This window comes from Mucilaginibacter rigui (genome assembly GCF_014773275.1).
In the GTDB taxonomy this organism is placed as follows: domain Bacteria; phylum Bacteroidota; class Bacteroidia; order Sphingobacteriales; family Sphingobacteriaceae; genus Mucilaginibacter; species Mucilaginibacter rigui_A.
Genome location: NZ_JACWMW010000004.1, coordinates 66,894 through 92,913, shown reverse-complemented (window position 1 = coordinate 92,913; position 26,020 = coordinate 66,894). Strand labels below are relative to the sequence as shown.

17 protein-coding genes and 1 pseudogene are annotated in these 26,020 nt (G+C 42.5%); 1 reads left to right on the top strand and 17 read right to left on the bottom strand.

From position 1 onward, the window contains the following. Positions 1-107: 107 nt before the first annotated feature. From IDJ75_RS17085 to miaB, 8 genes and pseudogenes are all read right to left on the bottom strand, one after another. A complete protein-coding gene (locus IDJ75_RS17085) occupies positions 108-401 on the bottom strand; it encodes a co-chaperone GroES (RefSeq protein ID WP_191176867.1) in 294 nt (97 codons plus the stop codon). 336 nt (positions 402-737) lie between these two features. Further along, on the bottom strand, positions 738-1,265 hold the full coding sequence (locus IDJ75_RS17080; RefSeq protein ID WP_191176866.1) for a hypothetical protein: 528 nt from the start codon (positions 1,263-1,265) through the stop codon (positions 738-740). A gap of 660 nt (positions 1,266-1,925) precedes the next feature. Continuing rightward, on the bottom strand, positions 1,926-2,285 hold the full coding sequence (gene secG / locus IDJ75_RS17075) for a preprotein translocase subunit SecG (protein ID WP_191176865.1): 360 nt from the start codon (positions 2,283-2,285) through the stop codon (positions 1,926-1,928). Between the two features lie 12 nt (positions 2,286-2,297). Further along, positions 2,298-3,917 (bottom strand): hypothetical protein, encoded by a 1,620-nt coding sequence (locus IDJ75_RS17070; protein WP_191176864.1) that lies wholly within the window; start codon positions 3,915-3,917, stop codon positions 2,298-2,300. 21 nt (positions 3,918-3,938) lie between these two features. Further along, positions 3,939-4,466, bottom strand: coding sequence for an LPS assembly lipoprotein LptE (gene lptE / locus IDJ75_RS17065; RefSeq protein ID WP_191176863.1), 528 nt, complete (start codon positions 4,464-4,466; stop codon positions 3,939-3,941). 7 nt (positions 4,467-4,473) lie between these two features. After that, complete coding sequence (locus IDJ75_RS17060; RefSeq protein ID WP_191176862.1) at positions 4,474-5,727, bottom strand: sigma-54 interaction domain-containing protein; 1,254 nt, start codon at positions 5,725-5,727, stop codon at positions 4,474-4,476. A 34-nt stretch (positions 5,728-5,761) separates the two neighbouring features. Further along, positions 5,762-6,100: pseudogene (locus IDJ75_RS17055) on the bottom strand (four helix bundle protein); the annotation flags it as partial. A gap of 60 nt (positions 6,101-6,160) precedes the next feature. Then, positions 6,161-7,609 (bottom strand): tRNA (N6-isopentenyl adenosine(37)-C2)-methylthiotransferase MiaB, encoded by a 1,449-nt coding sequence (gene miaB, locus IDJ75_RS17050; RefSeq protein ID WP_191176860.1) that lies wholly within the window; start codon positions 7,607-7,609, stop codon positions 6,161-6,163. 151 nt (positions 7,610-7,760) lie between these two features. Between miaB and IDJ75_RS17045 the strand changes: the two genes are divergently transcribed. Further along, entirely contained in the window at positions 7,761-9,569 is a 1,809-nt protein-coding gene (locus IDJ75_RS17045; protein WP_191176859.1) for a hypothetical protein, read from the top strand. A gap of 94 nt (positions 9,570-9,663) precedes the next feature. On the opposite strand, the gene IDJ75_RS17040 is transcribed toward IDJ75_RS17045, so the two are convergent. The 9 genes from IDJ75_RS17040 to IDJ75_RS17000 form a co-directional block, all read right to left on the bottom strand. After that, positions 9,664-10,287, bottom strand: a complete 624-nt coding sequence (locus IDJ75_RS17040; protein ID WP_224746651.1) for an REP-associated tyrosine transposase — start codon at positions 10,285-10,287, stop codon at positions 9,664-9,666. A gap of 49 nt (positions 10,288-10,336) precedes the next feature. Further along, a complete protein-coding gene (gene sov / locus IDJ75_RS17035) occupies positions 10,337-17,503 on the bottom strand; it encodes a T9SS outer membrane translocon Sov/SprA (protein ID WP_317173792.1) in 7,167 nt (2,388 codons plus the stop codon). 86 nt (positions 17,504-17,589) lie between these two features. Beyond that, positions 17,590-18,174 carry a Holliday junction branch migration protein RuvA gene (gene ruvA / locus IDJ75_RS17030; RefSeq protein WP_191176858.1) on the bottom strand — a complete coding sequence of 195 codons (585 nt, stop codon included), beginning with the start codon at positions 18,172-18,174 and terminating at the stop codon, positions 17,590-17,592. 3 nt (positions 18,175-18,177) lie between these two features. Further along, positions 18,178-20,478 (bottom strand): NADP-dependent malic enzyme, encoded by a 2,301-nt coding sequence (locus IDJ75_RS17025; RefSeq protein ID WP_191176857.1) that lies wholly within the window; start codon positions 20,476-20,478, stop codon positions 18,178-18,180. Between the two features lie 106 nt (positions 20,479-20,584). Beyond that, the gene (locus tag IDJ75_RS17020; RefSeq protein ID WP_191176856.1) at positions 20,585-21,835 is read right to left on the bottom strand and encodes a lytic transglycosylase domain-containing protein; all 1,251 of its coding nucleotides are present in this window, start codon (positions 21,833-21,835) and stop codon (positions 20,585-20,587) included. A 218-nt stretch (positions 21,836-22,053) separates the two neighbouring features. Further along, positions 22,054-22,539 carry a DUF6705 family protein gene (locus tag IDJ75_RS17015; RefSeq protein ID WP_191176855.1) on the bottom strand — a complete coding sequence of 162 codons (486 nt, stop codon included), beginning with the start codon at positions 22,537-22,539 and terminating at the stop codon, positions 22,054-22,056. A gap of 1 nt (position 22,540) precedes the next feature. Next, on the bottom strand, positions 22,541-24,154 hold the full coding sequence (locus IDJ75_RS17010; protein ID WP_191176854.1) for a hypothetical protein: 1,614 nt from the start codon (positions 24,152-24,154) through the stop codon (positions 22,541-22,543). 131 nt (positions 24,155-24,285) lie between these two features. Next, a complete protein-coding gene (gatA, locus tag IDJ75_RS17005; RefSeq protein WP_191176853.1) occupies positions 24,286-25,710 on the bottom strand; it encodes an Asp-tRNA(Asn)/Glu-tRNA(Gln) amidotransferase subunit GatA in 1,425 nt (474 codons plus the stop codon). Between the two features lie 104 nt (positions 25,711-25,814). Further along, a complete protein-coding gene (locus IDJ75_RS17000; RefSeq protein WP_191176852.1) occupies positions 25,815-26,000 on the bottom strand; it encodes a Sec-independent protein translocase subunit TatA/TatB in 186 nt (61 codons plus the stop codon). Between the last annotated feature and the right edge of the window lie 20 nt (positions 26,001-26,020).

The following is a 26,020-nucleotide window of genomic DNA, read 5'->3' as shown; positions in this document are numbered from 1 at the left end:
ATTCACCACTCTATAACCTATGTGTTTTTTAATTTGTAAAGTTTTGTTTTAAATTGTTGCGAAAGAATAACTCACTTATTCATTCCTTCACTAAAATCAGTAATTGATTAAAGGACCGCGTAGATGTCAGATTCGCGCATGATCAGGTATTCTTTACCATCGATATTGACCTCGGTACCTGCATATTTTCCGTACAGTATAGCATCACCAATTTTGGTGGTCATTGGGATAAGGGTGCCGGATACATCAGCATACTTGCCAGGGCCAACAGCCACTATAGTTCCTTTTTGTGGTTTCTCCTGTGCAGTTTCAGGAATGTAAATACCAGAAGCGGTTTTGGTTTCTGCAGCAGCGGCTTCAACAACCACTCTATCCGCAAGGGGTTTAATGTTTAATGACATAGTAATACTAATTGAATTTTTAAAATTTTAAGTTTTCGTTTATGGTTTTCACATCAATTATGCCAAGCAGTAATATATTTCCTTATTGGCATAATTACTGTTCAATTGTCACCTTTTAGGGGTAAGGGTACAACCTATTGGTTTTTATTTGGGGGCGAAGTGCCATCATGGCAGTTAACCTAATTTCAGCAAAAAAGGCTTTGGAGGATAGTCCAAAGCCTTTGCTGAATTACATTAAAATTAAAAAAATCACCGTAGTTTCACCTTCAATAAACTTTGCTGGCGTACAACATTATGCCATAAACCAAAGCAAGAAGGGCGACATTTATATATTTCTTAAAAGCTTATACTCCTTGGAAGATTATAATCTACAGCTACATAATGTGTATAATCCTGACCGGTAAAGCTTGCTTTTATTTCCTGCCTAAGGGCGGTATCTATTTGCTCTATTTCTGATAAGGTAATAATGGAATCTTCAGCTAAAGTGTAATTAGCATCTGTTAATATGCCGTTTGTTTCGAAAACAAACAATATACCGAGTTTTTCATTTTTATTATGTAAGGCCTCCTTTTTATCTTTTAAAACGCGGTAAACAATGGTGCTTGTCATGTCATTATCAACATGGATATCAGATCTGCGCATTGGGAACTTATAATTATCCGCAGGCCGTGGGATAGGCCCTTTATATTTGTTTTTTTGAGGGAAAATGTACCATGGTTTTTTATCATTAAACGCCATCGTTGATCTGGCCACCTCAAATTTTTGATTATTTACGATATTTACTCCTTCTGTAAATTTGGCCTGTGCGCAACTTGGCACGCTATAAAGAAAAGAGACAAGGATAATATAAAATCTTGCTTTCATGATTAGTTACAACTTGATTGGTTTAATATATTGATTAGCGCTGTAGGGTTCAGGCTGATAGTCGGCCCGTTATAAGGATTAGCCAAATTGGTGCTGTATTGTGTTAAAAAGCTATTGTATTGTGTAATAAAGTTATTATAGGCTGCTGTACCTGCTGTCAATTTAGGATAAGAGGTAAATCCATTTGTAGGGCCGTTAGCCAACTTTCATAAGCAACTTTTTGTGCTGGTGTTCCATATTCAAACCCAGTTCTGTAGTTATACACAATATCAGTAAATATGGCCTGTTCAAACTCGATATTACTAAACTGTTCTTTGCAAATTCATCTTTTAAATTTTGTAAAAGAGAATTGTCAACAGTGTATTTACTTTTTGAATCATAAAGATCTTTTTTACAACCGAACACGATGGTTGTTAAGAAAATTAATAAAAAAATAGATTTACGCCAATAAGGTTTATGTAGGAATCTTCGCATGTAATAAGGAGTCGAGGTAGATTATTAATACATGCGAAATATAAAGTTAAATTATTAACAAAATATTAAATAATCATAATTTTATTAACCCTTAAGATACAGCAGATTCAAAGCTGGCAAATTATACGTAAAAAGGCCGTATCATTTAATTATGATACGGCCTTTTTACGTATGCTTAATACTTTATTACTTTTTAGGAGTATTGTTTGCCGGTGCAGGTGTTGTAGCAGGCACATTTAATGGTGCTGCTGCAGGTGCTGCAGATGGTTTAGACGCTTTTTTGATCAGTTCCATTTGCGCCGGGTCGTCGCTTTTTTGCGCACCACCTTTAACAGATACATTAATGATTAGCGATAATACCATAATGCTGATAGCCAGCACCCAGGTACCTTTTTCTAAAAAGTCGCCGGTTTTTTGCACGCCCATTAATTGCGACGAACCTGAAAAATTTGAAGCTAAACCGCCACCTTTAGGGTTTTGGATTAATACGATAAGCCCTAAAAGGACACATAAAATTATCGTGATGACGATCAATACTAAATACATTTCTTTATTATATCAATTGGTTTTCTTTTCTAACTGTTCAATCTGGGCTGCAAAGTAAAGCTTTTTTTCCGGATATTTCAATATCAATTTTTTATAAGTGGCTATCGCCTTATGATATAGCATCTGGTCGGTATAAATGCGGGCAAGTGTTTCGGTAACAAAATCGTTCAGGTCTTCCGAACTTTTTTTGGCTTTATTCTCGTTATCCAGCTTATCTGCCGAAAGTGGTTTTATCTGCGGCTCGGTATGGATGAACCGCTCAATAATAATATCCTCTTTTTTATTAGGATCGAACGCTACCGCTGCCGGGTCGGCTTCCCTGTCTACCCCGCTTACTGATGTAAGGCTGAATATATTCTCGTAATACTGCTGTTGCAGTTCATCAGCACTACCTGCTTTTTGGCGCCTGTCGGGTTCTGTACTCCGGTTATGAGTTGCATAGGGCTGCAGGTTTTCGGCGTGTTCTTTACGGGTTTTGTTAAGCCACCACAAAAAAGTATATGGCATTTTATCATCATCGTAGCGCGATACACCCTGCGTTTCTGCCGCAGGCTCTGTTTGTGGCGGTTGTTGTTGCGGCTCTGTTACCTTTGCAGGTTCTGCAGCCGTGTTATTACGCAGTTCATCGAGCTTTTTATCAAACCTCAGGTAGTCGGTATTTACAATGCCACCCAATATCAGGCGATCTTCCTGCTCTATTGTTTTTGAATGATCTGTAACAGGTTCAACAACACCTTCCGGCTGATGGAAAAGCACAGCAGATGCTTCCTCTTCTTCGGGGCCGCTCTCTGCTGTTGGGTCGCTAAACCGGGCTTCAGTTAAGGGCTCGGCGGTCTGTTCACTTGCAATAGCCTCAAAACCAATATCCTCAATACTTACAATTTCATCATACACATCATCTTCAATATCCTGCTGCTGTTGCGGGTACTCGGGCTCTGGTATTGTAATGTTGCTGGGAACATCCCTCTTCGGGAACCTTGAACCGCGGGTATAGGTCTCGCCCGTTATGTTTTCAACGGGCTCTTCTGTTGCTTGCGGCTCCGGCAGTGAAACCGGTTCTTGCGCAATATGTATATCCTGTTGTGCTACATCCCCATCACCTACTGCTTCAGGTTTAACTTCTTCCTGTTGTATAACGAACGGGACATAGCTATTATCAATTTCATTTTCTGTTGCCGGCTCCTCTGAAATTTCTGCTATCGGCTCGGCAAATGCCTCTTCAGTGTTATCATCATCTATGGCAATAATGGCTTCCTGTGCCGTATCAGCTGCCTCCGCTTCTGCAATTTCTATAACAGCAATAACTGTATCGGCGGGAGTGTTTGTATTAGAATAAGTTGAATGTTCAACAATACCCTCCGGAGAGTATTTAATGGCGTCCTTGTCAACTATCGGCAAATCACCGGGGTTGTTTATCAACTTGTACAGTGTACGCGGTTTATAGTAAACCGATGCTTTATTTAACAGTTGCTTATCGCCCGTGCGTGCCAATAGTACCTGTAGCAATCCGCTTTGGGGGTGTTGCTGCACCAGGCGCTCCAGGCTTTGTGTATATGCCGCGCCATTATTAGCCGGGTTGGCTAATATGTCCCATAAAATCTCTTTCTGCCTGTTATCTACGTATTGATCCACGCTGGTTTAAAAAATATCCTATCAATTCCAATTGGCGAAGGCTCTGTTAAAAATATCGTCTGTTAATTGTTTAACAATCTCCGGTATCAAAGTTTGTTCCTGCGATGCACTATCGCCGGTAAAATCTTTAGATTTTGTGAACGATTCTTCAAAACTAAGCTTTTTATCGGCATCGTAAACATATTTTACCTGAACTGTTATAGTTAAACGGCTTGCACCGGCAATTGGCGCGGTGTTGCTGTTTGTTGCCTGTATAGAAACCGGTGCAATGCTGTAACCTGTAATAGCTCCGCTCATGGTAGCATTGGCTTCGCCCCTTATAATACTGATGTTTGTTTGCGTACGGATACGATTTTTTAATGCTTCGGTAAATGTTTGGCTTAGTGTAGGCACTACCAATTGCGCGTTATTCTCAAAAAACTGGATATCGATGGTTTTCAGATCGGGCGGTATAGAAGCGCCGTTAAGCGATAACTTATAGGCACACGAGTTAAACAACATAACTACGGTACCCAAAACCAATAAACTTAAAAACAGCCTCTTCCTCATTTGTTACTTATAAATCTAATTCTTTTATTTTACGATATAAAGTTCTTTCTGATATGCCCAGCTCATTAGCAGCCAATTTGCGTTTGCCTTTATGCTTTTTAAGTGCTTTGCGTATCAGGTCGGATTCTTTCTCTATCAGCGATAACGATTCCTCCACCTCTTCAGCATCGTGTGTGATGTTGTAATCTGTATTATTATTACTGCTGCTAACGCTATTGTTAACGGGTTGCTGCAATGTAAATTGTGTTTCGTGGGTATTAACCGATGGCAATTCAATATCGCGATACAATTGTGTTAACGCTGTAGAATTGTTCTGGAAATTTGTGCTTACACCGCCATGCTCAATAATTTCGGCAACCAATTTTTTCAGCTCTACCATATCCCTTTTCATATCAAACAGTACCTTATACAGGATATCCCTTTCAGAGAAATCCTCTTTTGGCTGGTTATCCAAACGCATAGGCAGATTTGTACGGCCAGCTTCATGCGGGATGTAGGTTAAAAGGGTTTGCGCGGTTATTACCCTGTCGCGTTCTAACACGGCAAGTTGCTCGGCCATATTTTTCAATTGCCTTACGTTACCAGGCCACGAGTAATTAATAAGTACCTGCTGCGCCTCTTCATCTAACTGAATGGGCGGGGTACGGTATTTATCGGTAAAGTCTGCTGTGAATTTGCGGAACAGCAGGAACACATCTTCCTTCCTCTCGCGTAATGGCGGGATCTTTAAAGGCACGGTGTTTAAACGGTAGTAAAGATCCTCACGGAATTTACCAGCTTTTACCGCATCATAAACATCTACATTGGTTGCAGCAATAACACGCACATTGGTTTTCTCAACCTTTGATGAACCCACCCTGATGTACTGGCCGGATTCTAATACGCGCAGCAAACGCGCCTGTGTACCCAGGGGCATCTCGGCTATTTCATCCAAAAATATGGTACCGCCGTTAACTGTTTCAAAATAACCTTTACGCTCGCCAACGGCACCTGTGTAGGCGCCTTTTTCGTGCCCGAATAGTTCTGAATCGATCGTGCCCTCGGGGATGGCCCCGCAGTTAACCGCTATGAACGGCCCATGCTTACGCGGACTCATCTGGTGGATGATATGCGAAAAAACTTCTTTACCACTCCCGCTCTCGCCGGTAATTAATACCGAGATATCAGTAGGTGCAACCTGGTTTGCAATATTTATAGCCCTGTTCAGCAACGGCGAATTACCGATGATGCCAAAGCGTTGTTTGATGTCTTGTACTTCCATATTTAAAAAAGAGTCAAGATGTTAGAGTCAAGAATCAAGAAATCGCTTCGGCTTTCAGAACGTACTCTCTAAATGAGAATATCATTCTTTGAACTTCAGACAAAAGCTCCAGGCAATTTCTTAATTTTTCTTCAGACCCATATTTTCTTCGCTCACATATTAATAAGTGTGTTTCGAGTTCAAAAGATGAAGATATCGATATAGACAAAAACTCTGCAAAATGCTTACTGGTATTTTTACCTGAACCTTCTGCTATGTTTGAAGGGACAGAACACCTGTTAATTTGATCTATAAGATTATATCTTTCATTAGCTGGTAATTCTTTGCAAAATTCAAAAGTCATGTCTGTCAGATCCATCGCTTTTTGCCATACTTTTAAACTCTTAAAGTTATGTCTCTTGCAATTTCCTGTCTTGTCTCTTGATTCTTGATTCTATTCTACAATAGTTCCTATCAGCGTTGCCGACGTTGTTCTCTCTACCAATACGTTTACATACTGGCCTGGTTTATAATTCTCGCTTACCGGGAATATCACCATAGCGTTCTGGTCGCTGCGGCCGCAATAGTCTTTGTCTGATTTCTTGGAGAAGCCTTCTATCAGCACTTTCTCAACTTTACCAATCCGCGCCTGCATGCGGTAAAATGAATACTCCTGTTGCTTGGCTACAATTTGTGCCAGGCGGCGTTGTTTTACATCCTCGGGTATATCATCGGCGTAGCGTTTTGCGGCTAAAGTACCCGGCCTTTCGCTATATTTAAACATGTAGGCAAAATCGTACTTCACGTAATCCATCATGGTTACAGTATCGTTATGCTCCTCATCTGTTTCGGTACAAAACCCTGTTATCACATCTGTTGATACCGCGCAATCAGGTATTATCCTGCGAATGGCATCAATACGGTTCATATACCACTCACGGTCGTAAGTACGGTTCATGATATCCAGTATCCGGCTGTTACCGCTTTGTACCGGCAGGTGTATATAATTGCAAATATTCTCGTATTTAGCAATGGTATGTAAAACTTCGTCGGTAATATCTTTGGGGTGTGATGTTGAGAAACGCACGCGCAACTCCGGGCTAACCAGTGCTACCATCTCTAACAGGTTGGCAAAATTCACAACGGTAATTTCATCGCCAACGGCTAAAGGCTCAACGCCTTCGGCTAACTGCCCGCTCCATTTGTATGAGTCTACGTTCTGGCCTAACAAAGTAACTTCGCGGTAGCCTTTATCAAACAGGTCTTTACACTCGGCCACAACCGAGTGTGCGTCGCGGCTGCGTTCGCGGCCACGGGTAAATGGCACTACGCAAAAGCTGCACATATTATCGCAGCCACGCATAATAGATACAAAGGCGTTAATGCCATTGCTGTTTAAACGCACGGGGCTAATATCGGCATAGGTTTCCTCGCGGCTAAGCAATACGTTAACTGCGCGCTGGCCGCCATCAACCTGTTCTATTAAGTTTGGCAGGTCGCGGTAAGCATCGGGGCCAACCACAACATCAACCAGTTTTTCTTCTTCTAAAAATTTAGCCTTTAAACGTTCGGCCATGCAGCCCAGCACACCAACCACCATACCGGGGTTCCTGAATTTAGCACCTGCAAATTCTTTCAGGCGGTTACGCACACGTACTTCGGCATTCTCACGTATAGAGCAGGTGTTGATGAAAACAACATCAGCACTGTTAAAATCTGACGTGGTCTCAAAGCCCTTTTCGGCCAATATCGAAGCTACTATCTCACTATCAGAGAAATTCATGGCGCAGCCATAGCTTTCTATATAAAGCTTACGGCCATTTGTTTTACCAACAGGCTCTAAAATTAAAGCCTCGCCCTGCCTTGTCTCATCGTGCACTTTATCCGGTATAAGCAAATCCATTGTCATGTAAAAAATTGAACTACAAAAATACACAATTTTTATATAATGATGTGACACTTTGTCAGCGCTTAACAATTTTCGGTTTATGTTGTTATATATCTGCAACAAGCCGCCATTAAGGTCGCTGGGAACATAAGCAAAGCGAACAAACATGGCAACTACCTTTTTAAAACACCGCTGGCAAAAAATATTGCTGATAGTTATCGGCGCTGTAGTACTGCTTACTATAGTGGCGGTATTAATTATCAATAGTTTTTTAGCCCCGAAACTTTCGGCCAAAGTAAAAGAAGCCGTTTTAAAAGGCACTGATAGCTTATACACCATAAACTACAGCAACCTTGACCTGAACATACTGCAAGGTAAAGCAGTGCTATACGATATTACCTTTAAACCCGATACGGCTGTATATAGCCAAATGAAAAAGCAAGGCGGCGCCCCCGGCAGTTTGTACGAATTACATGTGAAACGACTGGTGATATCAAACGCCCACCCTTTTGAATTCTACTTTAAAAAGAAACTGAACGTTGGCCGCATCACCTTAAACGAACCCGAAATACAAATAAGCAAGTATGCTGATAAGGATACCGATACCGCCAAAAAAGACAAACGAACACTTTACCAAAAAATCTCAAAAAGCTTTAAGCTGGTGCATATAGGCGAGATCCTTTTTACCAATATAAATTACAAGCAAAAAAACTATACAGGGCCAAAGCTGGCGATATCCGAACTTAAGGAGATGGATATAAAGGCCACCGACCTGCTGATAGATTCGGCAACGCAAACAGATACCACGCGCTTTTTATATTGTAAAGATGTTACTACCGAATTAAAAAACTACAACAGTAAAGCTGCAAGCGGCTTATATACCTTTAAAGTTAAATCGGTAAAGCTATCTACCCAAACAAAAAACCTTGCCATTACCGGGATTGATCTTAAACCAATAGACCGTGCCGCGTTTTTTGAAAAAAGTAAAAAGGACCGCTTTACCCTGCACATTGATTCGGCACAATTAAAAAATTTTGATTACATCAATTATCAAAAATCGCAAAGTATTGATATTAAAAAACTTGTGATTGATAAAGGATATTTCGAAGTCTTCAGTAACTATAATGGCGCCTTGCAAACTACCGACAGGCTGGTAACGTTTCCCCATTGGGCCATTCGCCATGCTATTAAAGCAACGCTTAATATTGATACGCTGGATATGAAACGTATGAATGTGGTGTATTCGCAGCTTAATAAAACCTCAAAAAAGTTTGGGCATTTAAAGTTTAACAACATTTCAGGCCGGTTCCTCAACCTTACCAACCGTGCGGATAAGCTAAAAAAGAACAATATTGCTACTGCTAACATCACCAGCTATTTTATGGGAAAGGCCAAACTCGATCTGCACTTTGTGTTTAACCTTAACGATGCTACTTATAACTACGCTTACAAGGGGCACCTTGCGCCCATGAACATGAGCGATGTTAACCCGGTGCTGATGCCCCTCTCAATGGTTAAAATAACCGATGGCAGGTTAAACAGCTTCGATTTTGATATACACAGCACGCAAAAGCTTTCAAAAGGCACCGTATCTTTTCTATATAAAGGCTTAAAGGTTGATATACTACGGCCCGATTACACCAAGAAAACGCTTATCAGCGCGCTGGCTAATGCCGTGATATTAAAACACGATAACCCCGATGATGGCAATAAAACGCCACGCCTGGCTAATGAGGTTTACATCCGCCCGGCTAATTTCCCCTTCTTTAAAACGGTTTGGCATGTGCTGCTTAACGGCATCAAAAACTGCGCGGGCGTAGGCCCTGCCCAGGAGAAAAAACTAAACCAGCAAACAAATACCGAGGACAAAAAAGAGCAGGAAAAAATTGTTAAGAAAGCCGTAAAAGAAAAGGAAAAAGAGGACAAGAAGTTTAAAGAAGCGGTGGAGAAGAAAAAGGGAGGCAAGAAGGGTTAAACAGTAGCGATACAATCGCTTACACAAGTTAAGCGCTTGTTATAACGAGCGCAATGAAAGATAAACATAACTTGCGCTCGTCTGTGACGAGTGCTTAATATGGTTTTACGTTTGCAACGTAAAACCCAGTATCTAATAACAACACATCAAGTAAGCCCTTTTCACCTGCATAATTAACAGCCGAACTGTATAGATAATGCTCTGGTAAAGCAACAATGCCCGCTTTAACGGGATTATGATGAATATAATCCAACTTTTGAAGCAAAATATTAGGCTTATCACAAGCTATCCCGTGATAACCGTCCTGCCACACTTTATAATCCTGTATCCTGACATTATACTTTGCATGATACTGAAACCGGTAAACTATCCAATCTTTACGGCTTTCATTTTCTGTTTCCATTAATTTCATGATCTGCTTATTAGTATGCTTTTTAAAATCACGAATAATATCTGAAAGCTTTGCCGGAAGTTGTGCCGATACTAATAAATGAAGATGATTGGTCATTAAGCAATACGCATATATCTCAAGGCCCTTATTTTGCTGACAATATTTGAGTGAATCAATTATTAACTCCTTATAAGCCGGCCTTGTAAAAACGTCTATCCAATCAACTATTGTAAACGTTACAAAGTAAACCTCTTCAATATCCCTGATTCTGTATTGATGTGACATAGCTATAAAATAATAATTGTAGCGATATAATCGCTGAACCATGTTAAGCACTCGTCACAGACGAGCGCAAGGTATAGGTTCGCGGATTATCTTACTGCAACAAGAGCTTTAAATTAATACCAAAGTTGGTAAACGATGTATTAAACGACTGCGAGGTATACGGCTTGGTAATATTACTATCGTAAAACAGGTTAAGATTAAAACGCTGATTTATCACATAATCAATAGAGGGACGCATGGTGATATTTTTTGCACCCGATGATACTTCAGCCGCTGCTACATCGGCACGGTAAATCAATGTTTTGTTATCACGTACGGCTACATCAAGTTTAAAGTTTATATCATTATCGGTACGGTTACCGGTGCCGAATAACCCCCATGGCATCCTGAAATTTTTAGGGCGATAGCCAAACCCAAAAACCAAAATATTTTCTTCCTGCTGTGCCAGTTGGCTATTTAACAAGCTTAAGTTTAATGAGCGGGTTTTGCGGTATTCAAAGTTGGCCGTCATGCTGTTTTTGAAACGCACATCAGCACCAAGCAAGGGTACAAATTGCTCAAATATGGCCACCTGCGAAAACTGGTAAAAAGGCAGGAAATCATTATTGGCATCCCTTGAAATTGCCGCACCGTTGGCTTCCTGGTATTGCAACAAAGTAGTAAAACTACCCACAGTATATGACGACCGGTAGCCATGCTTCAGATCGAATGAATCGAAAAGATCTGTGAAGAATGGCAGCTTGCCTAAACCACCATATGATATTTGCCAGTTTGGTATGGGTATTTTGGGGAACTGGTTTGTACTTGCCGAGCCTGCATCTTTGCCCGCATAAGCCGCCAGGAAAGCTGGCACCAATACATTTTGCGCATTAGGGCCATACCCATCGGCAAAGCCGCCGGTTGCCCCACCCGAATTAGGGTTTTTAGGCCCCAGTCTTTGGGAGATAATGGCACGATTCTCTAAAAACTTTTGGTATGTAGCCGAAGTGTTATTTACCCCCCCTGATTTTGCGAACGCAGTAGCAAGCGACATGTACGAGATACTGTAAGTACCCGTAGTTACCGGGCTTAGGTTTTCTATACTATTGGTACTGGCAAGGTATTTAAAATTGGTTTGATAGTTACGGTCCTGCGTTTTAAAGGCTATGAGTTCTACCCGCAGGTCGGCTATTGGTTCTATAATGCTACGCAGGCGGATATCTTCATTAAATGATTTTATATACAGTTGGTTTTGCAGGGTGTCTTTTGTGATCCATCCATTTGCTACCGCTTTGGCACGCAGATCGGCCTGGCTGCCCAACAGGAAGCCTATACCTGGCGCATTGTAATTAACATCCTGCCCAAAAAAGTTTGATTGCGGCAGGTAACCCGGCAGGAAAGTTCCCTCGGTACGGGTGTACGTACCACTTATATTTTTTATTCCGGTTAAAATTCCCAAAAAGAATTTAGCGGCGCCTGTCTTTTCATTTTTGCCTTTACGCAGCGCGCCAAACTTATTATAAAAATTAGCAAAGTTAAGGTTAGGGTTTAGCTGTATGGTGCGCGCATTCTGGATGCTGTTACCCACATCATAAGTTGGATCATTAATGGCAAATTCGGGCTGGGTTTGCCAGTTAAAATTGGTACTGTAACGCACGGTAAGGGCGGTCCAGTCAAGCCCCGGTATTTTGTTTATAGGTGCCGTATAATTTAAGTTTATAGTGTGGTTATAGTTTGTGGTTCGGCCCAGTTTCCAAAGGTTTTCCCAAAGGGTATCGCGCTTTAGTCCGTTTAAACGTCCAGCAGGCTCGTCCACAACCGATAGGTTAGTCGCGTCGATATCCAGCGTTAACCCTTTCGACAGGTTCCATCCTATCCCGTAAACCCGGGTTATATTAAAGTTTTTATTGAACGATGTTGGTATCGGTATAAAGTTATTCGGGTCGTTATTACGCAGGGTGTTCTCTGAGTAGAAACGATCGAAACTAATACTGAAGTTTAACCGCGACGGCAGGATGCTAAAGTTAAAATCGCGTGCCAGGGCAAGCAAGTTGCTTTTAATAATTTTGGCAAAAGGCGTGTAATATTTGGGCTCCTTGTTATAGTTATAGCTTAACGCTACTCTGTATGTTTTAGAAAAATCGTTCTCAACATTAAAATCATGGTGTTGGTACTCGGTATAGGCATATGTGGCGGCAAAGTTCTCAATATCCCACACATGCACCGGTGCTGATTGATTGGTGCGCTCTTTATGTACGTTGGTAAAGTTGATGCTTTTGCGCGTGGTAAAATCCTTTGTTACATTTTTTATCGAGTCGCGTGCCTGGCTGGTTGGCGCGTTGGCAAGCGACTTTTTCAGCTCCACATCGGGCGACCCGGGGTCATACTGCGGCGTACTTATCTGGGTTGAGATATTTACATAAGCAGGGATGCGAATACCACTTTTCTCAGGGAAAAACTTACCCAGCTCCACACTTGCAGATGCATCGATAGACTGGTTATCACTTCGGTTACGGTCGCCCACCCTCGAATCCAGCGTACCAAAACCAATGGTGCTTTTACTGCCCGCTACGGTTATGTTTGCAAAATCGGCCAGGGCGGCATCTACCCTTGCTGTTGCGGCCCAGCCTCCACGCTGGTCAAAATCAGTTAAGCGCAGTTCATCAAACCAAACCGTACCTGTTTTATTTAAACCATCGTCATTACTTGCACCGGTACCTTTTAGGGGGTTACGCACACCCAGCATAATGGTACGCAGGCGGCTCAGATCGGGCTGCCCTTTAATGGTTACTTTATTAAGTCCGTCTGTATACACAAAAGGGATGGTGAACGGCCACGGCTGCCCGTTTAGTTTGGCGTTGTTACGCGCAAGTTTGGCATCAACCAACAATGAAAGTTGCAGGTCAAGCTCGTTATTTGCAGGCCATATAGCGCCGGGGTCGCGGGTGCCGGGTTGGGTTATAGTTAAAGGCACCTCGTATTCGTAATAGTTATCCTGGTAGTCAACCCCCAGGCGTACAAAACCATTCAGGTCTTTATCTTTTAAATTCTCGCCTTCAGCATGTATAAACATCTGGATGCGTTTGTATGCGCGCAAATCATTAAAGAAGGTACGGAACGCCGCCCTTGAGTAACCATCGCGCAGGTTGGCCACATTTAACGATAGCGATTGCTCGTTAAGCTTGGTATCTGTTTGCAGGTTATTGTAGTTGCGCTGGCGGTTAATGCCCGGCGGCACTACATAAGGTATAGGCGTGCGGTTACCGTTCTCTTCAATATTAACCGCCTGCACATCAAGGGTAGACCCATCTATTACAGGGTTGGTGATGGCCGGATCGGCAATTACGTTAAGCGGGTTATTCTCAATGTTAAAAGTACGCCATTCGCTGCGGGCCAGTTGCAGTGTGGCAAAACGCAAAACAGATGTATCGGCAAAATTGGTCATGAACATCCGCATAAACCTGATGGCTTTAAAATCCTGTATGTTCCCTACTTTGCTTTGGTAATCGGTTATCGGGATCCTGAACTGGTACCAGGTAACCGCCTCAGTGGTGCCATTTGGCAACTTTACAGCAGTGGTTATTTTATCATTAATATAATTTTGCCCTATCACCATATCCTGCGGCCTTATAGATACCTTGTATTGAAAATACTCATCCGTTTGGCTCATGTTATTATCGCGGTTTATATCTTCCCCGTCGGGCAATGATGTTGATGCCGACGTTTGGATCCCAAGCTCTGCCTGCGATTGTTCGGCCGTTTTAGAGTTGCCTTCCGTGCCGTTATAACGGCTGTAGCGTTCTAATATACCGGCACCGGCCTGGTCAAGTTCCCTGCCCTGGTAATAACGGTAATCATCCGATGATGGATCGGCGGCAAAAACGGCGGCGGCTTGTTGGTTTAGCTGGCCTTGCACTTGTTGTATAACAGGTGCAAATTTCACTTTTTCGCCGTCGTCATTCAGTCCGTCCAAACCAACATCCTGCAGCCTGCGCGAATTGGGGTCGTTATCAAAAGCATTAATAACCGGCTGCAATTTTGATACGCGCCCCCAGTTGGTCTCATCCACCTTATCGGCGGTTAAACCATCAACCGGTAAAGCATTCTCCAGGCTTTTCCTGCCATCCTTTAATATATCTTCAGATACACTCCCCAGGTTAAAGTACAGATCGCCCCCTGTTGAGTTTGGTTTATAAATAAACGGGTCTAATATCCAAAACTCTATATATCCTACGTTTAACGATTCAAAATCGTTGGTTTCTAACTTACGGAACATCCCTCCCCAGCGGTTCCTGGGGTTCTGCAATGTGCCATCATTATTAAGGCCTGTAGTGGTAAAGTTATAAGGCCCGCGCACGGTTGGGTAAAAAGCAAGGTTAAGGGTTGATAAGCTTAACGGCTGGCCGGTGGTTGATTGTTTATATGGAAACACCTCCTGCTCTATAACCTGCCTTACGTAATGGTTAGAAAGCTCGTTACGCGATACATTAACAGAGCCCGAATTGGTGTAAAATATTGGGTCGATGTTGTAAAAGGCCAAGCGGGCGCGGTTATAGCCGTAGCTTAGGTCATCAAAATTGGCCGACTCGCTAAACATTTGCGGTGTGCCGGATATTTGCCAGTTGATAGCACTTTTTATATCGATAACAGAACGGCTGTTCTCAAAGTCGTCCAGGTAAGAAGTACCGTTTTTTGAGCCGGCAAAATTCAATGCGCCGGGGCTACCCGGTAGTAACTGGGCAAACTCGCCGCTAAAGTTTATGCTTGATGGCGCCTTGGTATGTATAAATGGCAGCTTATCAACCAAACGGGTTAAAAACCTTGATTGCGAACTATAGTTAGCGTCAAAACCCCAGATGGTATTTGAGATAGATTCCTCGCCGGCAATTTCATTTTGCGTTATGGGCTGCTCAGTAAGATGCATCATGGTTGCGCCCAATGCCCATTTATCATTTAAATGATAATCAAGCCTGGTGCCGAACAATGATTTTTGCTGTACGCCAAAAAGTTCGTTATTCTCTAACTTAACATTGATGGTTTGGCCCGATGCCAGCAAAGCCTGGTTTAATATACGGATACGGCCCGCACTGTAATCAATAGTATAATCATTACCCTCCTGTAGTTTAACCGAACCGGCCGTAACCACAACAGACCCTTGCGGGATGTTAACTGCATTCAACTGGTATTCCGATCCGCTTTGCGAAGTGTAGGTACCCTTTATTAAATACCTGTTTAGTTTAGGAAAAAATTGCTGCGCGATAGTTTTTGTAGAATCATAAAGCGGCTGATAAACATACCGGGCCACCAGGTCGGTTTCTGATGGGATAAACTGTTTAGCCAGGTCGCTGCCAAAGGGCTCCAGTACCGGGAACATAATGCGCCCGTTTTGCGAATCGATGGTGATACCTTCCAAGAAATCAAAATACCCATCCGGGCGTTTATCATTTTGTTGATCCAGGTTATCTACACCTGTAAGCTGCATCCAGCGTTTACTTTTGGTGTTTTGCCCCTCGTCCATAATGGTTTTCTCGATGCCCGATTTATCATCCAAACGGGATACATTCAACTTAAAATTTGTTGAGCTTATCTGGTACGCGCCTAACGAGTAGATGTTCTTCATCATCAGGTCCCAGGTAGGCAGGTCAGTTTTAAGTAATTCGTTTTTTAATAATTTGGTAAATAAAACGGTGGGGGTGCCGGGGTCAACCGCCCTGTCGCTCGAGAACTCACCCACCTGGTACTGCACACCATTTACGGTGTACTGATAAGCAACAGCCAAAACCTCATCGTTATTTAAAGGATAATTTAATGATATATAACCCAATTGCGGGTGCAGGGTAAACTCTTTATCGGTTAATTTACGGGCATAGGTAAGCTTGGCGTAGTTATCTGTAGCACGCGTGGTCCTGAAAAGGTTGGCCACATCGTTTGAGTTAGTATTACGCGCAGTGGCAGGCAACACATTTAACAAGTTATTTGATTGCTGCGGAAAGCCGGGGCCTTTAAACCCTGCAGGGTAAGCACTTGTACCACCTGTTACAACTGAGGTATTGAAGGGTTTATTTTCGCCCAAATCTAAAAATGCCAGTATATCGCGCGAGTCGGTTGTGACGTTGGTACGGTTGGTTGTCCAAACCTCAATTTTTGTAATGTTGATGTTAGAGCTGATAATAGGGATATTAGCCAGCGCCCTGTTATAGTTATTACGGAAGTACTGCGATAAAAAAAAGTGTTTATTGCTTTCGTAGTCGGCAGCGGTGATGTTGATATTTTGCTCCTGCGCGCCGTTTTTTATGGTGATATTTTTTGCCTGCGACCGCTGTTGCGAGAAAATACTGGTTACATCAAGCTTACCAAACTTTAGCTTGGTTTTAACACCAAACAAGGCCTGGCTGCCCGATATAAGTGTGGTATTTAACGGCATACTAACCGTACCCGCCTCTATCTTTTGGATGATCTCGTCCGGATGCCCCGTGTAATCAAGCTTTATCTGATTCTCAAACTGAAACTGCGCCTCGGTATTATAATTTGTGGTGATCTTTAATTTATCGCCAATATCACCGGTAACGTTCAGTTGGATCCGCTGATCGAAATTGAAGTTAAACTGGTTACGTTGGCGGGTATTAAACAGCGGGTTTTCGTTTTTATTGACCTGCCCGGCCAGGATCACCTCTGCCGACCCTTGCGGGCGTATGTTGATATTTGAGCTGCCAAAGATCTGTTCAAAAGTTTTGCTCCTTATCTTCATCTGCGGTATAAAGCCCGGCTGTTGTGATTCATAGGCATAGTTATCTGCCAGTTGTTTAAAATATTCGCGCTTTACGCCCCTTTGCATCAGCATTAAATATTCGCCAAAGGTTAAATATTGTGGCGCACGGTAAAGCAGGTTACCTAACCGTTCATATAAAACATATTTATTTGTAGCGGCATCATATTCAACTGTACGTATCAATCCCGGAGGGTCGATAAAAAAAATCCCCTCGCGCTGCCTTTTGCTCATTGGCTCAGTTAAACTGATGGGGCCAAGTTTTTTACCGGTATCTGCCTTGGCGGCAACCGGCGCAGTTTGCTGCGGCTTTGTTGCTACCGGGCGCTGGCCGGGCTGCTGGAACTGCGTTTGCTGCTGATTAGTGGCTTGCTGTGATTGTTGCCCTGTACGTTGCTGATTGGGGAACTGTGACTGCTGTTGATTTGGAAATTGCGGTTGCTGTTGCGTAGGGAACTGCTGACCGGTTTGCGTAGGCTGAACCGGTGTTTGTTGTGCGTATAACTTTCCCACCCCGCTTAAAGCAGATACAAAGAGTATAACTACAAAAAGCCTGGTAGTAAAATTTTTAATCAAGCGTGTTATTTATTGCAAAGTAATTATAAGCTTTTTAATGCAGATTTAATCAATTGTTCTACAGTTAAAACCCCGGTATTTTTAGCTATTTCCAGCTCCAATACTTTCTCTGCAACGTTACGAACAAATCCAAGCATTACAAGGGCAGAAAGAGCTTCATCTTTTGCCGTTTTTAACCCTGGCATTACGGTAAGCGTATCAGGGCCTTCTTTTTTAAGCTTGTCTTGCAGTTCTAAAATCACACGTTGGGCCGATTTTGGGCCGATCCCTTTTATCCTTTGTATGGCTGCCACGTTGCCCTGCACAATAGCCGCCTGTATCTCGGCGGGGGTTATAGACGACAACATCATACGCCCGGTATTTGGCCCTATGCCTGATATAGATATAAGATGCATGAAAAGTCTGCGCTCGCCCTCGCTGGCAAAGCCATATAGGGTGTGTGCATCCTCTTTTACGTGCAGCCAAACAAAAAGTTTGCAACGCTCGCCCTCGGGTAATTGCGAGTAGGTGTTTAATGATATATTAATATGATAGCCAACGCCGCCGGCATCTATTACTACATGCGCCGCGCCTTTAAAGGCAAGTTTACCATCAATATAATCGTACATTGGTTATTTTTTAGCTTTTGATGGTTTGGCTTCAGCGCACTTTACCTGCGCATCTATTACGGCAATGGTAACCATGTTCACTATCTCGCGAACAGAACTGCCTAATTGTAATACGTGCACCGGCTTTTTCATACCCAGCAAAATAGGGCCTACAGCCTCAGCGCCGCCAATTTCCTGTAATAGCTTATAAGCAATGTTACCAGATGCCAAACCCGGGAATATTAATGTATTGGCGGGTTTGCCACTTAGAGTAGAGAACGGGAAGTTATCAGCTAACAATGATGAGTTTAAAGCAAAGTTAGCCTGCATTTCGCCATCCACAATCATATCCGGATACTTTTCATGAAGGATACGTACCGTTTCCCTCGTTTTTTCGGGTATATCGCCGGCGTTAGAACCAAAGTTAGAGTATGACAATACTGCTATACGCGGCTGGATGTTCAATTGTTTTATTGAGCGATCCATCAATACGGTAATATCTACCAGTTCCTGTGCCGATGGGTTTACGTTTACCGTGGTATCACCAAAAAACACAGGCCCCTTTTCGGTTATCATCAGGTACATACCAGCCACACGGTTTACACCGGCTTCGGTGCCTATTATCTGCAAGGCCGGTTTAATGGTGGTTGCATAATCTTTGGTTAAACCCGATATTAAGGCATCTGCTTCGCCAAAGTGGATCATGCAAGCGCCGTAATAGTTACGGTCAACCATCATTAGTTTTTTAGCTTCGAACAAGGTTACCCCTTTACGCTGGCGTTTTTTGAACAGGAATTGCGCAAACTCAAGCGTTCGCTCGGTCTCAATTCTTGGATCGATAATCTGTACATCGCCCAAATCAAGCTCATTCTCGCGCATTATTGTCCTTATCTTCTCTGCATTACCCAATAAAATTGGTGTGGCAATCCCCTCATCCTTCACAATTTGTGCAGCACGCAGTATTTTATAAGTATCAGCCTCTGCAAATACTACACGTTTAGGGTTCTGTTTAGCCTTATTGGTAATGTCGCGCAGCAACTTATTGTTGTTACCTAAGCGTGATAGTAACTCCTCATTATAGGCATCCCAATCGGTGATGGTTTTGCGGGCAACGCCCGAATCGATGGCCGCTTTTGCAACTGCCGAAGACACCTCGGTGATGAGGCGCTGATCCATAGGTTTAGGGATGATGTAATCGCGCCCAAACTTTAGGTTGGTAATATTATATGCTAAGTTAACGGCTTCGGGTACGGGCTTTTTAGCCATCTCGGCAATTGCCTTTACCGCCGCTATCTTCATTTCTTCGTTTATGGCAGTAGCCCTTACATCAAGCGCCCCACGGAAAATGTACGGGAAACCCAATACATTGTTAACCTGGTTAGGATAATCGGAACGGCCGGTGGCCATAATAATATCCTTACGTGCGGCTGTAGCCAAATCGTAGGTTATTTCCGGCTCGGGGTTGGCCATGGCAAAAACAATTGGGTTTTTAGCCATGCTTACCAGCATTGCCTGTGTAACCACATTACCTGCCGATAGGCCAACAAATACGTCGGCATTTTTCATTGCATCGGCAAGGGTGGTAATATCTTTACGGTTTGTGGCAAATTGCAGGCGCATTTCATCCAGGTCGGTACGATTAGGGGTCAATAACCCATTAATATCAAACATTACCAGGTTCTCTTTTTTTACCCCAAGAGAAAGGTACATTTTTGTACATGACACAGCTGCCGCGCCGGCACCGTTCACAACCATTTTTATTTTGTCAAGTTTTTTCCCCTGTATCTCGCAGGCATTCATCAACGCCGCGCCCGATATGATTGCCGTACCGTGCTGGTCATCGTGCATCACCGGGATCTTCATTTCGGCCTTTAACCTGCGCTCAATTTCAAAGCAGGTTGGGGCAGATATATCTTCGAGGTTAACACCCCCGAAAGTTGGCTCAAGCGCCTTTACAATATTTACAAATTCATCAACCGTTTTGGCGTTTATCTCCAGATCGAACACATCAATATCCGCATAGATCTTAAACAGAAGGCCCTTACCCTCCATAACCGGTTTACTGGCTTCGGGGCCAATATTGCCCAGGCCAAGTACCGCCGTACCATTGCTGATAACCGCTACCAGGTTGCCTTTAGCGGTGTATTTATATACATCTTCAACATTATCGGCTATACGCAGGCATGGCTCGGCAACACCAGGGGAATAGGCTAAAGTTAAGTCGCGTTGAGAATTGGTAGGCTTTGTGGGTACTACCTGTATTTTACCGGGGCGGCCTTTGGAGTGATAGTTTAAGGCGTCCTGTTTACGATTGGGTTTGTTCATGGTCTCAATAATTCAGCCCCCAAAATTACAATTAGTTTTCCTGAAGTGGCTAATAAAAAAAGCCCGGTCTCGAAATACATCAAAACCGGGCTTCACAAAAATATCTTTATCCCCTGCCTATATTAACAGCTAAGCCCGGCAATAGCGGCAGTGTTGCATTATTACCTAAGGCCCTGTTCCATTGCATCAATTGCTCAACCTTTACACCATACATGGTGGCAATACTGGTAAGTGTTTCGCCTTTTTTTGTAGTATGTATAGTTGGGGCAACCACTTTACCCTCAACAACGGCCTGCTGCACGGCCATTACCGGCGGTTTAACAGGCATTGGCGGCGGTGGTGGTACAATTGCCACATATTGTATTGGCCTTAGCACCGGTATAGGCGCATTTAAATCGGCTATGGCATTGCGCAAAATATTATCGCGCTCTTTATCAATTTTAGGGATAACTATGCGGCGCGGAATGGCGGCTGTACCGTTTACCAGTTGCTGCCTGTAAGATGGATTCAACGTACAAACATCCTTTAATGGCATACCCAGTGCCTGTGCTACGCGGTTTAGCGATACAAACTTGTTTACCATAATGGTATCGGTAACAATAGCTAAATTACCCGTTTGCGGAACTATGTAATGGTATTTGTGATATTTCATCACATAATTTATGGCGATAAATGCAGGCACATAACCGCGTGTTTCGGCAGGCAGCAGTTCGCGGATCGACCAGTAATCGTGTGTGCCGGTTTGCTCAAGCGCGTGCAACACGTTGCTTTTACCACAGTTGTATGATGCTATGGCCAGCAGCCAATCGCCAAATTGCAGGTAAGCATCTTTTAGATATGCAGCAGCGGCAGCGCTTGCCTGGATAGGGTCGCGGCGGTCGTCAACATAATCGGTCATGCTAAGGCCGTAGATCTTGGCTGTTTCTGACATGAACTGCCACGGACCAGCTGCCCCTACCCTCGAAATAGCATTCGGGTTAAGCGCCGACTCTACTATCGACAGGTATTTGATCTCATCGGGGATACCTGCATCGTGAAACGCTTTCTCATAAATAGGGAAGTAATATCTGGATAAGCCCAACATGCGGCCCATTTCATCGCGGCGGCGCATATAATTGTCTATATAAGCTTGTACGTAACCATTATAATCTAACGGCACTTCGTGCTGAATAGAATCGAGCCGGCGTTTAAAAATATTGTTTTGGTAAATAGATACCGGCGCCTGTATAACAGGCAAAAGCACGTTAGTATCTTGCTGCACTATATCTGCCGGTGCCATATTAAACACGGCTTTGGTATCTGCTTTAACTATTTGTATAAATAATGCACAAATAATAAAAGGAAACAGTCTCTTCATATTTTAGGGTAAACTCTCAAAAAAAGTTTTCTGACAATTATTTACTAATATATTAAATAATTATAGCTGCATAAAATATTCGGAAAAATTAAGCAGCGCCTGCTCGTCGAAACTTTTAGTTAATAATTGTAACCCTAACGGCAAACCTTTATTGTTATTGTTATGTGCACCATGAGCTAAAAGCTCGCGGCAAAAGAGACATTTTGTGACCCCGTAAATTAATCCCTTACTAAATTTACTTTTCTTGGAAAAATAGTGCCATTTTCTGGATGGTTTGTAAAATCTATTTCGGGTAGACTTGCAGTAAACAAAAGTTCATTACTATTTATACGTTTTAAGTTTATTTTAATATTGTTTCCAGATATTGTATCTCTAAAAGTACCTGTAAAGCTGTCGCTATTTCCAACAGAGATTAAGGACATTTCCGAAGTAAATCTATTAGCTACTTGTACCCCGTTGCTTAAAAAATGTGTGATCCTGATATTTAAGAAATCTATGTAAACATCCATAGTTCCTCTTTTAATATGCTTTTTTTCTTTACTGATACTGACCTTGAAATCATTTTTATTGGCTTTCCATTTACCTAAAAAATCATCCTTAAACGAATTTTCAAGATATTTACCATGATTTAAGTCTAATGTTTTTATTTGTGCATTTGCACAGCCACAAAATATGATTGATAATATTATTAAAAGGGTTTTCATATTAGTTACAATTTTTAAAGGTTATGGTGTTAGTTATAGGGTCATACGACGAAACGACCCAATTCGAGAAATCTGTATTGCCTTTCATTACTGACACTCCCATATTAAGTAAGTTTACCATTGAAAGTAAATTTGCTTCATTAGTTGTTGGCGAATTTGTTGCACTAATATAACTATTATAAAGGCCATTAAAAAGATTTTGACCAATAGCGTCTGAAAAATAGGTATTATAAAACGAATCGAATTTTTGCTTATCATTTAATACTAAAGAATACGACATTCCTTGGCTGGTAACAACCGAAAATGTAAACGTATTTTCATTAACTACTTTATTATAATGAATATACTGATAAAACGCCTTTATATCATCTTCACTAAAGGTTGACAATGACTGAGGGGCTGTGTAGTGATTATGATTTATATACTCCATTGAACCGTTTACAATAGTTGCTAATTGTGGCGCATTCCATGAAAGGGTGTTTGGTGTTCCTGTTATATACTGTGGAGCGGAATTAGATAATTTCACGTATCCCGCTTCATAATTAAGATTAAGTTTGTTTTTTAAATCTGTTAATTGACTTTTAAGATCAGCATTTGCTTTTTGTCTCTTAATTTTATCACAAGGGTCTTCAACCGGTTTTATTGTACATGGATTATCTCCTCCACCAGGTGGCGGGAAACCACCATCGCCCGGCGGGCGTAACATTATTTTTAAGGTGTTGATAACATTACCGCCTTTTACGCTTTGTATCGTACTGCCCGGGGGACAATCTGGATTCGGGTTGCCTGGTGAATCTCCGCCGCCGCCGCCACCGCTACTTGGTGGGGTAATTGGTGGCAGAGGGGTACTTGGATCAGGCACTTCAATAACTTCTGTATGGCATTGTGTATCTAAGTATACCCAAACTTCGCCAACTTTTTGGTACCATGCCGTACAAACCTGAATTGCCTGGTACGAGTTGGGGGTTATGCTCTGTATGGCCTGCCCCCCTGTAGTTGTAGCAGTATAGTTATCTACTAATTGCCCTTTAATAACGCCGTTTTTGTAAGTATAGCCGTCTACAAATTCGCCCTGCGGGGTGGTATAGTATACCATACCGCTAAAGTTAGCGTCGTGCTTGCCATAGCTGTTATTCGCCAGTTTTGATGTATCGGCGTTAAGATATTCGGGGTAGCCAACAATCGTCATTACATAGGCTTTGTAAGTATCGCCCCGCTTTAATATCAATACCGAACTACGGCTGTTACTTTGCGATGCAGAACCCACTTTAAGCCCTATTGCCGAAGCGGCATCCACCGGCATTTCTATAACATCGTCATTAAAGCGGGTATAGTTTTTGGCTGCTGTCCAGTCGGGACTAAAAAATTGGCTCAGGTCAAAGTCATCGCCTACGGCATTGGTGTTTTGCGATGAAGGTTTTACTCCGGGTTTTGAGTAGTTAGTTTCGTACCAGCTTTTTGCTTTGGCAATTTTAGGATCGGTAATAGTTGCAGTGGGATTATCCCCAGGCTTGGAAATATCCTTACGGCAACCATAAATTACAGCAACAACTGCGATAAGTAATACAATACATAGCTTAAAAAAGCACTGTTGCTTAGGATAAAGTTTTTTCATTGTGACAGGTAAATATTTTTAACGAAGTGAATATATCATTAAATACAAATGAAAACAAGTAAAACTTAAGAGGTTAAAACACTCTATGTTTTTTTAGTATTATCCACAAAATTTAATTCACCACAATAAAATTATAGCTGCATAAAATATTCGGAAAAATTAAGCAGCGCCTGCTCGTCGAAACTTTTAGTTAATAATTGTAACCCTAACGGCAAACCTTTATTGTTATTGCCTGCCGGAAGCGAAATGGCAGGCATGCCCACCAACGAGGCCTGCACTGTAAAAATATCGTGCAGGTAAGTAACCACAGGGTCTTTTTCTTTTACACCAAGCGCAAAGGCAGGTTCGGGCGCAGTGGGTGTCAGTATAAAATCAAAGTCTTTTAAAATCTCGTTGGTTTTATTTTGGATAAGCCTGCGCACTTTTTGGGCTTTGGCATAATACGCATCGTAATACCCGGCGCTTAGTACAAACGTACCCAGCATAATGCGGCGTTTCACTTCCTTACCGAAACCTTCGGACCGGCTTAGTTTGTAGGTTGATTGCAGGTCGGTAGCGTTGGGGCTACGATAGCCGTAATGTACACCATCGTACCGGGCAAGGTTTGATGAAGCCTCGGCCATGGCCAATATATAATAAGTTGGTACCAGGTATTCAAGGTATTCAAATGTTATAGGCTTTACCGTGTGGCCATCGGCACGCAGTTTTTCTATGTAAGTTGTAAGGGTGGCTTTTACATCCGCGTCAACACCCGGGCTTGATAAGGCTTCCTGTAAATAGGCGATATTTTTTTTACCTGTTTCTTTTTTGAGATCGGCAGAAGCAGGTACGGTGTGTTGCGACAGCGTGCTGTCGTATTCATCTACCCCGGATAAAACCTCAAGCAGTAATGCCGCATCTGATACTGATTTGGTTAACGGGCCTACCTGGTCAAATGACGAGGCGTAGCTGATTACACCATGGCGCGAGATACGGCCATAAGTAGGTTTTAAACCGACAACCCCGCAAAACGATGCGGGTTGTCTTACCGAACCACCTGTATCTGTACCGAGAGCGGCGTGGCACATGCCGGCTTGTACCGCCACTGCCGAGCCGCCCGATGAACCACCCGAAACACGGGTTACATCAGCATAATTTTTTACCGGGCCAAAAAACGAATTCTCGTTAGCGGCGCCCATAGCAAATTCATCACAGTTACAGCGGCCAATAATAATGGCATCCTGCGCAAGCAAGCGCTCAACAACAGTTGCTGAATATATAGATGTAAAATTTTCTAAAATTTTGGATGATGCGGAAACCTTGTGCCCTTTATAGCAAATGTTATCTTTAATAGCGATAACCATCCCGGCAAGCTTACCGGCAGTGCCGTTGCTAATGCGTGCATCAATTTTTTTTGCAGAGGCAAGTGCCTCATCTTCAAAAACCTCGTTAAACACGTTTAAATGTGTGTTGGTTTTTATCTGCTGAAGGTAACCTTTTACCAGGCTTTCAGCCGTGATCTCCCCACTTTTCAACCCGCTCTTAATTTCTATATAAGAGGTATAGTTTTTAGCCATGGGCCTAAAATAAAAAACTTATCCGTTGAAGCATAACTATTTCAACAGATAAGTTTACACGTTTAAACAGCTAAAGTTTAGCTGTACAATAAAAGGGCAGAAAATTAAACCTTGGTTTTATCTTCTGTAGTAGTAGTATTTGCAGTATTGCTTTCACCGTTCTGCGCGTCTTTAAATTCTTTAACGCCCCTGCCTAATCCTTTCATTAGTTCAGGAATTTTTTTACCGCCGAACATAATTAATATTGCAACGATGATCAGAATGATTTCTGGTGCGCCTAATCCACCCATGATTTTTAAGTTTTATGTTA

Coding starts and splice junctions, on each gene's coding strand:
- IDJ75_RS17025 (WP_191176857.1), bottom strand. CDS start 20,478: ATGAACAAACCCAATCGTAAACAGGACGCCTTAAACTATCACTCCAAA.
- gatA (WP_191176853.1), bottom strand. CDS start 25,710: ATGGCTAAAAACTATACCTCTTATATAGAAATTAAGAGCGGGTTGAAA.
- lptE (WP_191176863.1), bottom strand. CDS start 4,466: ATGAGGAAGAGGCTGTTTTTAAGTTTATTGGTTTTGGGTACCGTAGTT.
- IDJ75_RS17045 (WP_191176859.1), top strand. CDS start 7,761: ATGGCAACTACCTTTTTAAAACACCGCTGGCAAAAAATATTGCTGATA.
- IDJ75_RS17060 (WP_191176862.1), bottom strand. CDS start 5,727: ATGGAAGTACAAGACATCAAACAACGCTTTGGCATCATCGGTAATTCG.
- IDJ75_RS17040 (WP_224746651.1), bottom strand. CDS start 10,287: ATGGTTCAGCGATTATATCGCTACAATTATTATTTTATAGCTATGTCA.
- secG (WP_191176865.1), bottom strand. CDS start 2,285: ATGTATTTAGTATTGATCGTCATCACGATAATTTTATGTGTCCTTTTA.
- IDJ75_RS17000 (WP_191176852.1), bottom strand. CDS start 26,000: ATGGGTGGATTAGGCGCACCAGAAATCATTCTGATCATCGTTGCAATA.
- IDJ75_RS17080 (WP_191176866.1), bottom strand. CDS start 1,265: ATGAAAGCAAGATTTTATATTATCCTTGTCTCTTTTCTTTATAGCGTG.
- ruvA (WP_191176858.1), bottom strand. CDS start 18,174: ATGTACGATTATATTGATGGTAAACTTGCCTTTAAAGGCGCGGCGCAT.
- IDJ75_RS17020 (WP_191176856.1), bottom strand. CDS start 21,835: ATGAAGAGACTGTTTCCTTTTATTATTTGTGCATTATTTATACAAATA.
- IDJ75_RS17085 (WP_191176867.1), bottom strand. CDS start 401: ATGTCATTAAACATTAAACCCCTTGCGGATAGAGTGGTTGTTGAAGCC.
- miaB (WP_191176860.1), bottom strand. CDS start 7,609: ATGGATTTGCTTATACCGGATAAAGTGCACGATGAGACAAGGCAGGGC.
- IDJ75_RS17010 (WP_191176854.1), bottom strand. CDS start 24,154: ATGAAAAAACTTTATCCTAAGCAACAGTGCTTTTTTAAGCTATGTATT.
- IDJ75_RS17015 (WP_191176855.1), bottom strand. CDS start 22,539: ATGAAAACCCTTTTAATAATATTATCAATCATATTTTGTGGCTGTGCA.